The sequence below is a fragment of the Pseudomonas sp. 13B_3.2_Bac1 genome, from assembly GCF_025466205.1.
GTDB lineage: Bacteria > Pseudomonadota > Gammaproteobacteria > Pseudomonadales > Pseudomonadaceae > Aquipseudomonas > Aquipseudomonas fluorescens_H.
Window position 1 is genome coordinate 34,177 of sequence record NZ_JANLOG010000152.1, and the last position, 13,917, is coordinate 48,093.

At 62.4% G+C, this 13,917-nt stretch carries 14 protein-coding genes; 3 read left to right on the top strand and 11 right to left on the bottom strand.

The window, feature by feature from the left end:
- Positions 1-162: 162 nt before the first annotated feature.
- From NTD85_RS25900 to NTD85_RS25925, 6 genes are all read right to left on the bottom strand, one after another.
- Positions 163-1,704, bottom strand: coding sequence for a class I SAM-dependent methyltransferase (locus tag NTD85_RS25900; protein WP_262143546.1), 1,542 nt, complete (start codon positions 1,702-1,704; stop codon positions 163-165).
- Between the two features lie 85 nt (positions 1,705-1,789).
- Complete coding sequence (locus NTD85_RS25905; protein WP_262143547.1) at positions 1,790-2,662, bottom strand: GyrI-like domain-containing protein; 873 nt, start codon at positions 2,660-2,662, stop codon at positions 1,790-1,792.
- Between the two features lie 210 nt (positions 2,663-2,872).
- Positions 2,873-3,367, bottom strand: a complete 495-nt coding sequence (locus tag NTD85_RS25910; RefSeq protein WP_003225858.1) for a PaaI family thioesterase — start codon at positions 3,365-3,367, stop codon at positions 2,873-2,875.
- Positions 3,368-3,375: 8 nt separating this feature from the next.
- On the bottom strand, positions 3,376-4,533 hold the full coding sequence (locus NTD85_RS25915) for a GGDEF domain-containing protein (RefSeq protein ID WP_262143549.1): 1,158 nt from the start codon (positions 4,531-4,533) through the stop codon (positions 3,376-3,378).
- 108 nt (positions 4,534-4,641) lie between these two features.
- Positions 4,642-5,670 (bottom strand): NAD(P)-dependent alcohol dehydrogenase, encoded by a 1,029-nt coding sequence (locus NTD85_RS25920; RefSeq protein ID WP_262143550.1) that lies wholly within the window; start codon positions 5,668-5,670, stop codon positions 4,642-4,644.
- Positions 5,671-5,727: 57 nt separating this feature from the next.
- Positions 5,728-5,976: a hypothetical protein gene (locus NTD85_RS25925; protein WP_262143551.1), complete on the bottom strand. Its 249-nt coding sequence runs from the start codon at positions 5,974-5,976 to the stop codon at positions 5,728-5,730.
- Positions 5,977-6,146: 170 nt separating this feature from the next.
- Here NTD85_RS25925 and NTD85_RS25930 point away from each other — a divergent pair, with 170 nt between their 5' ends.
- Together NTD85_RS25930 and NTD85_RS25935 are read left to right on the top strand one after the other, a co-directional pair.
- Positions 6,147-6,791, top strand: coding sequence for a hypothetical protein (locus NTD85_RS25930; RefSeq protein WP_003225851.1), 645 nt, complete (start codon positions 6,147-6,149; stop codon positions 6,789-6,791).
- Between the two features lie 86 nt (positions 6,792-6,877).
- On the top strand, positions 6,878-7,219 hold the full coding sequence (locus NTD85_RS25935; protein ID WP_103484147.1) for a hypothetical protein: 342 nt from the start codon (positions 6,878-6,880) through the stop codon (positions 7,217-7,219).
- Positions 7,220-7,331: 112 nt separating this feature from the next.
- On the opposite strand, the gene NTD85_RS25940 is transcribed toward NTD85_RS25935, so the two are convergent.
- Entirely contained in the window at positions 7,332-7,967 is a 636-nt protein-coding gene (locus NTD85_RS25940; RefSeq protein ID WP_262143552.1) for a TetR family transcriptional regulator, read from the bottom strand.
- A 111-nt stretch (positions 7,968-8,078) separates the two neighbouring features.
- Here NTD85_RS25940 and NTD85_RS25945 point away from each other — a divergent pair, with 111 nt between their 5' ends.
- The gene (locus NTD85_RS25945; RefSeq protein ID WP_262143553.1) at positions 8,079-8,744 is read left to right on the top strand and encodes an O-methyltransferase; all 666 of its coding nucleotides are present in this window, start codon (positions 8,079-8,081) and stop codon (positions 8,742-8,744) included.
- 39 nt (positions 8,745-8,783) lie between these two features.
- On the opposite strand, the gene NTD85_RS25950 is transcribed toward NTD85_RS25945, so the two are convergent.
- From NTD85_RS25950 to NTD85_RS25965, 4 genes are read right to left on the bottom strand one after another with little or no spacing between them, the layout of a single operon-like run.
- Positions 8,784-9,788: an XdhC family protein gene (locus NTD85_RS25950; RefSeq protein WP_262143554.1), complete on the bottom strand. Its 1,005-nt coding sequence runs from the start codon at positions 9,786-9,788 to the stop codon at positions 8,784-8,786.
- Between the two features lie 10 nt (positions 9,789-9,798).
- Positions 9,799-11,151, bottom strand: coding sequence for a c-type cytochrome (locus tag NTD85_RS25955; protein WP_262143556.1), 1,353 nt, complete (start codon positions 11,149-11,151; stop codon positions 9,799-9,801).
- A 17-nt stretch (positions 11,152-11,168) separates the two neighbouring features.
- A complete protein-coding gene (locus NTD85_RS25960; protein WP_262143558.1) occupies positions 11,169-13,421 on the bottom strand; it encodes a xanthine dehydrogenase family protein molybdopterin-binding subunit in 2,253 nt (750 codons plus the stop codon).
- On the bottom strand, positions 13,421-13,876 hold the full coding sequence (locus tag NTD85_RS25965) for a (2Fe-2S)-binding protein (protein ID WP_011333895.1): 456 nt from the start codon (positions 13,874-13,876) through the stop codon (positions 13,421-13,423). Before NTD85_RS25965 ends, NTD85_RS25960 begins: the two co-directional genes overlap by 1 nt.
- Positions 13,877-13,917 lie beyond the last annotated feature (41 nt).

Here is a 13,917-nt window from a genome sequence, read left to right on the forward strand (position 1 = left end):
ACACATGGCAATTTTGCTTTTTTTGCCGGGGAGCGAGGTGACAGTAGCGGCGTGGATTTTTCAGGAGGCGGCATTAAACGCCGTAAATGCGGGCGGCTGGCCGCTTTCGATCACGGCCAGTCGCACGGTTTACCTGCACGTCAGCCGACGCGCATGGAAGGATCAGGCAATTTTCAACGCCATGAGAATATCCAGCGGAGTCTGGGCAAATGCCCGCGCCTGTTCGGTCATCTCGGCCAGGTTTTCTTCGGGCGTGAGCAGCGGCTGGTCACCCTTGAGCAGCACTTCGCCTTGATCACCGATGACGGCCCATGCCAACTGCGCCCACTCGCTCGGTTGTGTCATGCCTTGCTTGATCGAAATCAGGAACAACTGCTGAACGCGGCTGATCGGTACGCCACCACCGGTGACCGGGCTGGCCAGCACCTGAATGTTGTTGTTGAACAGCGCGCGTTTGCACAGTTGCAGGTTGAGAGTGTCGCAACGTTCCTGCACCTGCCTTTCGGCGGCTTCGCTCTGGCACGGGGCGGCGACGCCCATGCCGATCAGCACGGTGACAGCCTGCACCAGGTCGTCGTAAGACACGGAGCCGACGGCCATCGACAACTGCTGCAGGGTCGGTGCGTAGGCACTGGCGGCGAGCGCTTCGAGCACCGGGCTGTAAATCTCTGTTTGCAGCGCAGCCTCGCCGGCGGGACCAGTGACCGTGCCGGGAATGCTCTCAATCGCTTGCAGCAGGACAAAACGCGTTCTCAGCAGGCCATCGCGCTGCTCGGCAGCAGACAGCCGATTGGCGCCGCGTACATACAGATCCCGGCGGAAATTCTGATTGATGAAATAGTCGCGCGCCTGTTCACGCATGATCGGGTGCTCGATACCTTCCAGAAAGTCCATGCCTTCTGCACTCAAATTCAGCGGGGCCACTGTGTCCAGCGGCACGGCTGTGGTGGCGTAGTCGAGTTTGGCTGCGGTCATGGCGTCGACCACGTCAGTGAAGTACATGCAGTCCCAATTGCGGTTGAAGTACTCATGGGCCACGTACTGACGATTCTGGCCCTTGATGCTCTGCAACTGGGCACCGAGGGCCGGCGCCGCTTTGGCGTACTTCGGATTGGCCGCCAACAGCGCTTCGGAAAACTGCATCGCGGCATCGATGCGCTTGGCCGGGCTGGTCGAGGCCTGGCTGGCAAAGCGGTTGTGCAGGCTGAACAGATTGCGCAAGGGTGCCGAAGGTGACCAGCCCGGGAAGCAGTTGTAGCTGACGTACAACATGCCCCCTGGCTTGAGGTGGCGCCGGGCGAATTCGACGATCAGTTTCTGGTTGTCACGGCTGACCCAGGTCCAGATGCCATGCAGGCTGATGCTGTCGAAGGCCGGCAGGTCTTCACGGGCCAGCAACTGCTCGAAGCTGTCGTCATACAGTCGTGCCTGACTGTTCCAGTCATTCGCCAGCGCAATGGCATGCGCGGCCTGGGACGGTGTGAAGTCGGTGCCGACGTAGTTGCCCGGGTTGGCGGCGGCGTGGATGTTGATTGAAACACCCTGGCCGAAGCCCAGTTCGCAGTGGTAACCGCCGGTGTCTTCGAGGGTGGCAAAACCGCGCAACAACAAACAATAACGCTGGAACACCGGGTTGATTTCCCGGCTATACGAGTAGGTGTAGCCCTCGTCGGTGAAATACCCTTCGTTCCAGGCATTGCTCATGTTTACATCCTTCAATTCGCGAGTGAGCCGCTCTTATAAATGGTTGTCATTACGCACCACAAGCGGAAAAACATGTAAGTGAATCTTACGATTGCAAAGGCACATAGATGTCCGTCTGCCATTGCTCCTGCGGGGTCTCGGGATACACGCTCAGGTAGTGGAAAAACAGCGGATGATCGCGCAATTCCTCACCGCTGGCCGGCAACCAGTCACGGTAGACCGGATAGATGGTTTCGCCGATATGATCCGGCGAACCGACGTGCCGCACCACCACGCAACGTCCACCGGGTATGACGAGTTCCCGCACGCCGAACGTATTGGGTGCTACCGGCTCTTCGATCTCGCCACAGATGGCGAAGCGAAAATCCTGCGCCGCAGTGGTGTCGGGGTTGTTGTAGGGAATGCCGAAGGTACGACTCGACGCCACGGGCGACTGCCCGCTGTGCATGCGCCAGGCGATGAATTTCTGCACGCTTTGCTGAACCTCCCCCGGTGCGCCGCAGTGCTCAAGCGCTGCGACGCGCACGGTGGGGAAATCGACGATTCGTGTTTGCATGATGACGCTCCTGGAAAAATGAGGGATGGCAAACACCGCATTCCAGATCTGCCAGTTCGGTTGCTTCCTGAAGGCACTCGGCGTCATGCCGAAGTCACGTCGGAACGCTCGACTGAACGCTTCCGGACTTTCGAAACCGGCGCCAGACGCGACATCCAGTATCGAATGCTCCGGCTGCGCGGCCAGCCGATGTGCAGCCCGGCGCAAGCGCATCAGTTGCACATAGCGCGACACCGGCACGCCAACGAACGCGCTGAATTGCCGATGGAAGTGAAACACCGAAAAGTGCGCCAACTGACTCAACGTACTCACCGAGAGGTCGCCTTCGAGATGCGCGTCGATATAGGCGAGTACGGCGTTGAAGCGCCGGATGTAGGCGCGCTGGGTCGGCAGGTCGGACACTGGGTGGAGACTCCTGGAAGTGCGGTCGGCTATAGCCTCGTCGATTTTGGCGTAGGCGCGCCTAGCCGGGTTTGCTCAAGTATCGGTTCTGTAGGAGCTGCCGAAGGCTGCGATCTTTTGAGGTTGATTTTTGGCGTCCTCCATCAAGGTCAGAATCAAGAGATCGCAGCCTCGTTGCACTCGACAGCTCCTACAGGGGAGCGTGCGGAGTCAGCGGCCGTGCGCTGCGTCCGCCAGTTGCCCGGTATCAACCCGCACGAACACCGAATCACCCACCGCCGTCAGCACCTCCCCGGCATACACCTCGCAGATCACCCGCGTCTTGCGCCCGACCTCGCCCTCGACCCTGGCGCGCAAGGTCAGGGTGACGCCCATCGGCGTGGGTTTGATGAATTTGATGCCGAGGTTGCCGGTCACGCAGTCGATGCGCGGCAGGCTGCCTGGTTCACGTTGTTCGTGGCGGTAGTGCCAGGCCATGGCGGTCCAGTTGGAATGGCAGTCGATCAGCATCGCCAGCAGGCCGCCGTACACCAGGTCCGGCCAGCCACAGTATTTGTCGTCCGGCAGATGTTCGGCCATGACGTGCACGCCGTCCTCGTGCCAATAGCTTTTGACGTGCAGCCCGTGGGGGTTGCGGCCGCCGCAGCCGTAGCAGACGCCTTCGGGGGCGGCGAGGTCTTGCAGGGGCGTCTCGGAACGGGTCATGGGTCTGGTCATCCTGAAGTGGTAAGCCCGGTCAGGCGCAGGCGATTGCGGCCGCCGCGCTTGGATTCGTAGAGCGCGGCGTCGCCTTGCTCGATCAGTGCCGCGAGGCTGGCCGGCGGCTGGTTGAACAGGGTGGCGCCGATGCTCAGCGTCACCGGTTCGGCGGTGGGGAAGGTCTGGGCGGCGTTGCGCTGGAACTGATCGCGCAGGGCGTCGCCCAGTCTGACGATGTGATCACTGGGCGCGTTGCTCAGCAAAATCACGAACTCGTCACCGCCCAAGCGCGCGGCCAATGTCTCATCGGTGGTCTCGGTGCGAATCATTTCGCTCAAGGCGACGAGCAAACGGTCGCCGGCGCTGTGACCGTACTGGTCGTTGACCAGTTTGAAGTTGTCGATGTCGATCAGCAGCAGGGCGCCGGGATGCGCCGGGGAGACGTCCTGCAGCAGGCGCGGCGCGCGCACGTCGAGCGCGCGCCGGTTGTACAGGGCGGTCAGCGGGTCGCGGGCGGCCAATCGGGCGATCTGCTCTTCGCGCCGGTAGCGTTCGGTGCCGGTCATCGACAGCGCGATCAGCATGATCGCCATCGCGCCTTCGACCAGCGAGATCTGGATGATGACGCCACGGAACGCGGCGAGGTCGATCAGCGTCCCCGGGATCATCACGGTCAGGGCCTTGGCCACATAGAACATCCCATGGCCCAGCAGCACGTAGCGCAATTGCACCGCGCCGACGCTCAGCGATTTGCCATGCGGGCGCAGCAGCAGACTGGCCTTGAGCGTCGAGGCGGCCACCAGCAGCGAGTTGGCCGCCAGCATGACTTTCGACCACAGCGGCCCGTCCGGCAGCAACAGCATCACCAGCCAGCAGACGAAGATCAGGTACCAGGCGCGGGACAGGCGAATCTGGGTGAAGCGCGCCACGCCGAGTAGAAACAGGAAATGCGCGGTCACCAGCAAGCCGTTGGCAAACCAGATGCCGACCAGCAGAAAGCCGTTGCTGCGTAGCAGTGCCAGGGTGGAACCGACGGTAATCGTGGCGAAACCGGCGCTCCAGAACAGCAGCGAAGGCTCACGAATGCTGCGCCACTCGACCGCCAGATACAGCGCGGCAGCGGCAGCGAGAGCGATCGAGATGGTCAGCATCGTTGGTGGATCGAGCAGCATTTCTTGAAGCGCCTGTCTGAGGGGGCGGTTAGACGGGCGATTGTAAGCGTTCGGGGCTGTTTTGGCAGGAGGTGCGGCGGCTGCCCTCGCAGGCGCCGCACAGGATCGTCACTGACTGGCGTCCAGCACCACGCGATAGCGCGCCTTGCCACTGCGCAGATGATCGACGGCCTCGTTGACCTTGCTCATGGGAAACATCTCGACCTGCGGCAGAATCTGATGCCGGGCGCAGAATTCAAGCATGGTCGCCATCGTGCCGGGCGAGCCGACCGGGGAAGCGGACAGGGATTTCTGCTGGGGGATCAGGTCGAACACATGCACCGGAATCGCGTTGGGCACGATCCCGACGAAATGCAGCCGCCCATTGCCGCGCAGGGTGGCGAGCATCGCGGTCCAGTCGAGGTCGGCGTTGGCGCTGATCAGCAGGAAGTCCAGGCTGCCGGCAATCGCTTTCAGCGCCTGGCTGTCAGTCGAGGCGACCACGTTATGCGCGCCCAGACGCCTGGCTTCATCCTGTTTGTTCAAGGACGAGGTAAACGCAGTGACTTCGCAGCCCCACGCGTTGAGAAACCGCACTGCCAGATGACCGAGGCCACCAATGCCGACCACGCCGACCCGGTCGGTGGGTTTGACGCCGAACTGCAGCAACGGGTTGAACACGGTGGAACCGGCGCAGAACAACGGGCCGACCATCGCCGGATCAAGATTGGCCGGCACCGGAATCGCCCACGCCCAGTGCGAACGCAAGCGATCGGCAAAGCCGCCGTTGCTGCCGATAATGGTCGGTTGGGCGGTGCCGCACAGTTGCTGCGAGCCGCTGATGCACGACGAACAATGCATGCAGCTGCCCTTGTACCAGCCGATGCCGACGCGCTGGCCGAGTTCGAGGCCGCGCACTTGCGGGCCCATGCGCACGATTTTGCCGACCACCTCGTGACCCGGCACGAACGGGTAGCGGCTGATGCCCCAGTCGTTGTCGATCAGCGACTGATCGGAGTGACAGACGCCGCAATATTCCACCGCGACTTCCACCTCCTCTTCGCCCAAGGGGCCGGGATCGTAGCTGTAGCGTTCCAGCGGGGCGCGGGCGGCGGTGGCGGCCCAGCCGTTGAAAGTTGCAGGTTCGCTGTTGCTCATGGGGGACACCTCCGGTTCGACTGACGGGGACATTGGCAGCCCGGCAAGTCTAGTCGGTCATCGCTTTGGCGCGAGCCAGGTGTCGACGATCCGTCGATCCAGTTCTTCCCAGTAGGCCATGCCCAGCACGCGCGTGGTGTTCAGCCCGCGCAGATAGCCGCGCAACTGGTTGGCGGTATCGCGCTTGAGCTGCGCATTGGTGATGTTTTTGTCCAGCAACACGCTTTCGTACTGCACCAGGTATTCGGCCACCCGCTCGCGAAAGTCGGGCAAAACCGCGTCGCGGATCAGGTCAAAGGTTCTCAAATCGACTTCCTCACTGTTGTTTTAGTCATTAGGGATGAGCGTGCATCAAACTTTATCGTCGTTAACTATCGCTAGAAGTAATAGTGACCATCACGAAACGCAAGTTCAGCTTTGCATTCAATAGGCGGAAAATCGCTTTCATTGAACACGCAGCTCAAGGAAATTGCGCGATGAAGACACTGACCCGACTGGCGCTGATCGCTCTGCTGATGAGCGGCGTGGTAGCCACGGCACCGTCTTACGCAGACGACGCCTGTGAGTGTCATCTTCAACCGATCGCCGGCAGCAGCGCGACCTTGCAGCATTCACAGACCGTGGGTGTGCTGTACAGCGAAAACACCCGGGAAAACCTGCAGTACCTGACGCGTTACCACGACATGGCGCTGCACGGTGCCAAGGATGCGCTGGACTCGCGGATTCGTGCAGCGTTTGTCCGCAGCTCCGATCCGGAGCTGGCCATCGACTGGTTGCTCAGCTCGCTGCAGCGTCAGTTCATGTCGGTGACCGTTTACGACAACCTTGATGCATTGATTCTGGCGCATCCGGATATCGTGGTGAAACTCGACACCTTCAACCGCTTGCTGACCCAGCAGAACAGCCTGTTCGAAGCGCACTTCATCGCGCGTTTCTACGATGCCGACCTGCAGTACATCGGCAAGGCCGAGGGCTCTGTGGAGAAACAGATCCCGTCGGTCTGGGTCCACGACAAAGCGGCGCAAGAGATTGCCGCGCAGATCGAGAAACAACGTGACTTGCAACTCAATGCCTTGAAGCAGTTCGACGCCTCGCTCAAGGCGCTGGTGGCTTCCAGCTGAACACTCAAAACCAAAAGGGCAGCGGCGGCGCCGTGACGCTGAACCGCTGCCAGTTGAACCGGACCTTTATTTTCAGGATTAGCCCGATGCGTGCTTTGTTTGCCCCGACCCTGGCCGTTGCCTCCTTGCTGCTCGGCGGTTGCGCCTCCGCACCGAACGACCCGACGCTGACCTTGCACACCAACAAGACCCCGGCGCAATACGCCGATTGCGTGGTGCCGAAGCTGCAGGGCAGTGCGCTGAACCCGACCGTCTCGCAAACCCAGCGCAGCTACCGGATCGTGGTGCCGAGCAAGGTGTCGGCAGACAACGTGCTGGAAGCCTACAAGGCCGGCAGTGGCGGCAAGGTGTTCATCTACGAGCGCCATTTGCTGGCCTCGAATTTCCTGCCGTCCAGTTTTGAACGCGCCGCCCAGGATTGCATCTGACCGGCTGCGCAAACCGTTCTGACCGAGCTCCTTTGGTTGGCCGCAACCAACCAATACTTTGCCCCGCACCTCATTCGGTTGCGGGGCTTTTTTTTGCCGGAGTTTGTGTGGTTCAGGCGACTTGATTCAGCGCCACTATGTAGGCGCTGAACATGTCCGCCAACCCATCGGCGAAAGCCGTGATTTCCTGATCGCTGCGTGCAGTACCGGAAAAGTCTTTGCCCACCGAACTGAGCGTGGTCAGGATCAGATCACAAGTTGCGGTGCGGCTTGCCTCATCGACATCCGGCAGCAATTGCAGCATGAACTCGGCAAAGATCTGCCGTCCGGCGGCGCGCACTTCGTGGGCCTCGGGCGCATCGCGATACAGCGGCGCCGCGTCATTCAGTGCGCAGCGCATCTGCGCTTCCTCGCACTCCGAACGGATGAACGCCTGTACCAGTGTGCGCAGACGAAGCAGGGGTGGCTGTTCGGGATTTTCCAGAATTCGCTGCAGCATCTGCGTGGTGTGCAACCACTCATCGCTCTGTAAACGAAACAGGATCGCCGCCTTGTTGGGGAAGTACTGGTACAGCGAGCCGATGCTCACGCCAGCCTTTTCCGCGACCCGTGCGGTGGTGAATCGGGTCGCGCCATGCTCGGTCAAAACCTGAATAGCCGCCTGCAGAATCGCCGCGACCAAGTCAGCCGAGCGTGCCTGCTGCGGCTGTTTGCGCGAGGAAATACGGGCGGTCTGACGATTGCTCATGGGCGGCTCGGGCCTCGGGGGAAACGCGAATAGCGGATCGAGTGAATCACTCGCATCATTTAAATGCGACGAATCACTCGCATCTTAATCCCCTATTGACGGAAAGCAATCATGACCACCCTGACTTCTGAGCCATTGGCCAGCCTGATCGAACGCCTCTACAGCCAAGCCAGCGCTGCCACCAGCCCGGTGCTGGAAACGGTGTCGGGCGAGGAGCGCGAGCGCCTGATGCACAGCAAGACCGAGTACCTGAAACTCTACGCCATGCTCAAGGATCTGTGGCTGCCGGTCTCGCGCGACACCGGCAAACTGCTGTACATGCTGGCGCGCAATACCAACGCCAAAGCGATTGTCGAGTTCGGCACCTCGTTCGGCCTGTCCACTCTGCACCTCGCGGCGGCACTGCGCGACAACGGTGGCGGCGTATTGATCGGCAGCGAATTCGAATCGTCGAAAATCGCCCTGGCGCGCCATCACTTCATCGAGGGCGGCGTCAGCGATCTGGTGGAAATCCGCGAAGGCGATGCACTCGTCACCCTCGCCAGCGACCTGCCGCCGTCAGTCGACTTGCTCCTGCTCGATGGGGCCAAGGCGTTGTACGGCGACGTGTTGAGGCTGGTGGAAAAACACCTGAAGCCTGGCGCACTGGTGGTGGCGGATAACACCAACTATTGCCCGGAATATCTGGCTTATGTGCGCGCGCCGCAGAACGGTTACCTGTCGGTGCCGTTTGCGGATGACATCGAGCTGTCGATGCGATTGGGTGATTACGCGTGAGCCTCGAAAGGTCCTGATGATCGCTATTGTTCCAGTCAGTCAGGCTTCCTGCGCCTTGGAGCTGGCGATTGAAAACTCTTTCGGCAGGCTGGCGCCATTCTTCGCGGCCAGGATCTCGGCCATCACGCTGACGGCGATCTCCGCCGGTGTCTTGCTGCCAATGTAGATGCCGATCGGCCCGTGCAGGCGCTCGAGTGACGCCTGGGTTTCACCAAAATGCTCGATCAGACGTTCGCGACGCAGCTGACTATTGCGCCGCGAACCGATGGCGCCGATGTAAAACGCCGGGCTGTGCAGGGCTTCGAGCAGCGCCAGATCGTCGAGTCGTGGATCATGACTCAAGGCGACGATGCAGGTGCGCAGATCGACCGCGAAGTCGCGCACCACGTCATCGGGCATGCCGATGATCCGCTCCACACCGTTCACCGCCCAGGTTTCGATGTATTCCGCACGAGGATCGCAAACCGCGACCTTGAAGCCGTTGAACAGCGCCATGGTCGCCAGATACTCGGCCAGCGCGCCGGCACCGATCATCAGCAGCCGATACCCCGGCCCGAGGGTATTGAGCATCTGTTGGCCGTCGAAACTGAATTGCTCCGGGGTTGCCGTGGGTTGCAGTGTGACCTGACCGTTATCCAGTGCCAGGCAGCGGCGCACCAGTTGCCCGGCATCCAGTTGCACCAGCAGTTCGTCCAGCACCTGCCACGACGGGTTGAACTCGAGAATCAGCTCAAGCGTGCCGCCACAGGGCAAACCGAAACGATGCGCCTCGTCGGCGCTGACGCCGTAGCGCACCACCTCGGGCGCAGCGTCCTTGAAGCCGCTGCCGCCATGGGCGGTGGTGTAGCGATGGATCAGGTCGTCCTCGATGCAGCCGCCGGACACGCTGCCGACCACGCGGCCGTCGTTACGCAAGGCCATCATCGACCCTGTCGGACGTGGCGAAGAGCCCCAAGTGCGCGCCACCGTGGCGAGCAATACTCGCTCGCCGGCGGCGAGCCAGTCCCGCGCGGTGCGCAGGACCAGCAAGTCGATGCTTTCCATCAAAGTTCCTCTAACGCATTTGCAGGATGATCGGGCTGCTGCTGGCCGGATCGGTGTGTTCACGCAGCTTGTTGACGGCCTGCGCTTCAACGGCACCGCCCTGATTGCCCCAGGTGCTGCGCATGAAGGTCAGCACTTCGGCGATCTGCTGATCCGACAACTGCTCACGGAAGGCCGGCATGCGATAGGCGTCCGGCACTCCGGCAGCCACCACCCGCTGCGAACCGTTGAGGGTGATGTTGATCGCCGAGGCACTTTCCTTGGCCAGTGCCGAGGTGGCGCCGGCCAGCGGTGGCATCCATTCCGACTGGCCCTTGCCGTCGAGGCCGTGGCACGAAGCGCAGCGCGTGACGTAGGTATGAGCACCGGGCGCGTCCAGACGTTCCGTCGCTGAAACCGTTTGGTACTGCCAGGGTTGGCCATCGCGCTGAGGGTCCCCCGGCAATGACTTGAGATAACGGGCAATCGCGGTCAGATCGTCATCGCTCATGAACTGCGTGGAGTTGTTGAACGCCTCGGTCATCGAGCCGTAAACCACCGCATGTTTGTTGCGCCCGGTCTTGAGGAACTGCACGATCTCCGGTTCGCTCCAGCGGCCCAGGCCGGTATTGTGGTCATCCCGCAGGCTCGGCGCGTACCAGCCATCGAGCAAGGCGCCGGCGAGGTACGGCGTGGCGGATTCATCCAGGGCCTTCTCGTTGAACGCCAGACCGCGCGGCGTATGGCAACTGCCACAGTGTCCTGCGCCTTGAACGAGATAAGCGCCGCGGTTCCACACTTCATCCTGCGACGGTTTGGCCACGTAAGGTTCGGCATCGGCAAACACACCGTTCCACAGCGCAATCGGCCAGCGCAGGTTCAACGGGAAAGGAATTGCGCTCGGGATATTCGCCTGCTTGACCGGTGCCACGCCTTTCATGAAAAACGCGTACAGCGCCCGCACGTCGTCGTCACTGAGCTTGGCGTAGGACGGGTAGGGCATCGCCGGGTACAGACGGCGGCTGTCGGGTGCCACGCCGTGGCGCACCGCACGGTCGAAGTCCGCCAGGCTGTAGCGACCGATGCCGGTTTCCGGCTCCGGGGTGATGTTGGTCGCGTGAATCGCGCCCAGAGGTGTGGCCATTTCCAGGCCGCCAGCGAACGGTGCGCCGCCCGGCACGCTGTGGCACGCGACGCAATCGCTGAGTCGGGCGACGTATTCACCACGGGCCACCAGCGCCGGGTCGATATCGGCCACGGCGATTTGGTTGTTTTCAAGGCGCGAGACAGGCTCGCGGGTGACATACCAGGCCAGCAGGCCTGCCGCGACCAGGCACGGCACTGCCAGCCAGCCAGCGGTTCTTGCGAATCGGCGGTTATTCATGGACGCTCCGGCGCTGATCAAGTGAAGGTGTGTCGGCTCATGGGCAGGCTGCGCACCCGTTGCCCGGTCAGCGTTGCCACCGCATTGGCGACAGCGGGCGCGACGGCGGGCAGCGGTGGTTCGCCGATGCCGCCCATTTTTTCCCCGCTCTCGACAACACGCACGTGGACCCGAGCCATCCGCGCAGGCGGCAGGATCGGATACAGGTCGTAGTTGCGCGCGCGCGGCTTGCCATCAATCCACACGGCTTCCTCCACCAGGGTCTGCGACAGTCCCAGCGCCACCGCGCCATTGACCTGCGCTTCGACAATCGCCGGGTTGACGATGCTGCCGGGGTCGATCGCCTGCCAGATGTCGTGCACCTTGACCTGGCCGTTCTCGATGGAGACCTCGGCGATCACGGCGGTCTGGGTACCGAACGGCGACGCCATCGCCACGCCTCGCGCACGTTTGCTGCCGTCCGCCGCGGTAAACGGCCCACGCTTCCAGCCACCCGACAGCTCGCCCACTGCTTGCAGCAGCGTGGTCAGTCGACGGTTGTCGCGCAGCAGATGCAGGCGCAATTCGAACGGGTCCTTGCCGCCCTTGTCGGCCAGTTCGTCGAGGAACGACTCATAGAAGAAGTCGTTGAGCGAGTTGCCCACCGAACGCCAGTAACCCAGCATCGCCGGGCCTTTGGCGTAGATCTGCGCGATGCGCTTGTTGGGGATCGCATAGGACTTGCCCGATAACCCTTCAAGCGCCGTCGGGTCGAGCTTTTCACCCTGCTTGCCGGCAAGCGCCTCGGTCGGACCTTCGGTGGCGCTGATCGCTTCGATTGCCAGCGGCCAGCCGTCGTTGTCCAGCGCGGCGCGGAAATTCACGGCGGCTACGGGACGCAGCACGTCGCGCAGGAACTCTTCCTCGCGGCTCCAGATCAGTTTGACCGGGCGGCCAACTGCCTTGGACAGTTCGATCGCCTGGGGGTAGGGGCTGGCGGCGTCGTAGAGGAAATGCCGACCGAAGAAGCCCCCCAGCAATGGCGAATGCAAGGTAATCCGCGACGGGTCCAGCCCCGTGCGTTTGGCGATGTCCGCACGGAACATGTCCGGCGCCTGATTCGGCAGCCAGACTTCCAGCGAACCGTCGGGATTGAATCGGGCCAGCGCCGACGGCGGCTCCAACTGGCCGTGGTTCAGGTACTGGTTGTGGTAGGTGGCGTCGATCCGGGTCTTGGCACTTGCCAGAATTGCAGCCACGTCGCCTTCATTTTCATCATCCTTGGCCGGGCCTTTGTCGTCAGCCAGGCGCTTGAGCCAGGCATCGCTGGAAAAGTCGGCGGGCATCGGCCGTACCTTGCTGTCGGCCGTGGGTTCCTGCCAGTCGACCTGAATCGCTTCCACTGCACGTTTGGCGTGCCACCAACGTTCGGCGACCACGGCCACGGCACCCGGCAGACGATGCACGGAATGCACGCCTTTCATCGCCTTGACCTGCTCTTCGTTACGCAGATTGCCCACCGTCATCCCCAGACGCGGGGCATGTTGAACGGCGGCGTGGAGCATGTCGTCGACCTTCAGGTCGATGCTGTAGAGCGCCTTGCCCGTGGACTTGTCGTAGGCATCGACGCGCTTCACCGGTTTGCCGATCCAGCGGAACTGGCTCGGATCACGCAGCTGCACCGAGGCCGGATCGGGAACCGGCAGATCCATGGCGTGCTCGGCCAGTTCGCCGTAGGCCACCGAGCGGCCCGACTTCGCGTGCACGACTTTGCCGGGTTCGGTGCTCAGTTCGCCCACCGGCACCCCCAGCTGCTGGGCGCCCGCCTGCAGCAGCATGGCGCGGGCGAGGGCGCCGAGGCGGCGCATCACCGGGTAACTCATGCGCACCGACATGCTGCCGCCGGTGATGCGCATACCGTTTTCCATCACTACATAGGTTTCGCCGGGCGGCGCGGCTTCCACCAGGAACGTCGACGGGTCGGCATCCAGTTCTTCACCGACGATCTGCGCCATCGCGGTGAACGTACCTTGTCCGCCTTCCATGAACGGGCAGAGCAGGCGCACGCGGTTGTCCGGGCGAATTTCCAGAAACGCCGGCACCTGCGTGCCGCGCTCGGCAGTCGCGGCCGCCACTGCGGCTTGCACCCGAGTCGTGCCCAGCGGCAGGCCGAAACCGAGCACCAATGCGCCGACGGCGGTGCCGGCCAGGAAACGTCTGCGCGACACGTTGATCGGTTCGTGCAGAGTCAGTGCCGAGGCTTCCTGAGCAGGATCGATACGCACGTTCATCAGGCGTCTCCCTTGCCGGCCAGCTCATGCACGGCGGCATGAATGGCGTTGTATGTGCCGCAGCGGCACAGGTTGACCATCGCCGCCTCGATCTGCGCGTCACTCGGTTTGGGGTTTTGCTTGAGCAGCGCCGTGGCGGCCATCACCTGGCCGGACTGGCAGTAGCCGCACTGGGCGACCTGCAGATCGACCCAGGTCGAGACCACTCGTTTGCCCACTTCATCGGCCTCGATCGCCTCAATGGTGGTGACCTCGCGGCCTACCACACCGGCCACCGGCGTGACGCACGAGCGCACCACGTTGCCGTCCACCAGCACGGAGCAGGCGCCGCACTGCGCCAGTCCACAGCCGTACTTGGTGCCGGTCATGCCCAGGTCATCGCGGATCACCCACAGCAGGGGCGTATCGGCGTCGGCATCGACCTGATAGGTTTTCTGGTTGATTCGTAGTTCCATGGTTCACCCGCTCGATCATCGGTTGACGTGCATTTTTATAA

Excerpts from the sequence above, each read along its gene's own strand:
- NTD85_RS25960 (WP_262143558.1), bottom strand. The coding sequence starts at position 13,421 with ATGAACGTGCGTATCGATCCTGCTCAGGAAGCCTCGGCACTGACTCTG.
- NTD85_RS25955 (WP_262143556.1), bottom strand. The coding sequence starts at position 11,151 with ATGAATAACCGCCGATTCGCAAGAACCGCTGGCTGGCTGGCAGTGCCG.
- NTD85_RS25935 (WP_103484147.1), top strand. The coding sequence starts at position 6,878 with ATGCGTGCTTTGTTTGCCCCGACCCTGGCCGTTGCCTCCTTGCTGCTC.
- NTD85_RS25920 (WP_262143550.1), bottom strand. The coding sequence starts at position 5,670 with ATGAGCAACAGCGAACCTGCAACTTTCAACGGCTGGGCCGCCACCGCC.
- NTD85_RS25945 (WP_262143553.1), top strand. The coding sequence starts at position 8,079 with ATGACCACCCTGACTTCTGAGCCATTGGCCAGCCTGATCGAACGCCTC.
- NTD85_RS25965 (WP_011333895.1), bottom strand. The coding sequence starts at position 13,876 with ATGGAACTACGAATCAACCAGAAAACCTATCAGGTCGATGCCGACGCC.
- NTD85_RS25930 (WP_003225851.1), top strand. The coding sequence starts at position 6,147 with ATGAAGACACTGACCCGACTGGCGCTGATCGCTCTGCTGATGAGCGGC.
- NTD85_RS25940 (WP_262143552.1), bottom strand. The coding sequence starts at position 7,967 with ATGAGCAATCGTCAGACCGCCCGTATTTCCTCGCGCAAACAGCCGCAG.
- NTD85_RS25900 (WP_262143546.1), bottom strand. The coding sequence starts at position 1,704 with ATGAGCAATGCCTGGAACGAAGGGTATTTCACCGACGAGGGCTACACC.
- NTD85_RS25910 (WP_003225858.1), bottom strand. The coding sequence starts at position 3,367 with ATGACCCGTTCCGAGACGCCCCTGCAAGACCTCGCCGCCCCCGAAGGC.
- NTD85_RS25915 (WP_262143549.1), bottom strand. The coding sequence starts at position 4,533 with ATGCTGCTCGATCCACCAACGATGCTGACCATCTCGATCGCTCTCGCT.
- NTD85_RS25950 (WP_262143554.1), bottom strand. The coding sequence starts at position 9,788 with ATGGAAAGCATCGACTTGCTGGTCCTGCGCACCGCGCGGGACTGGCTC.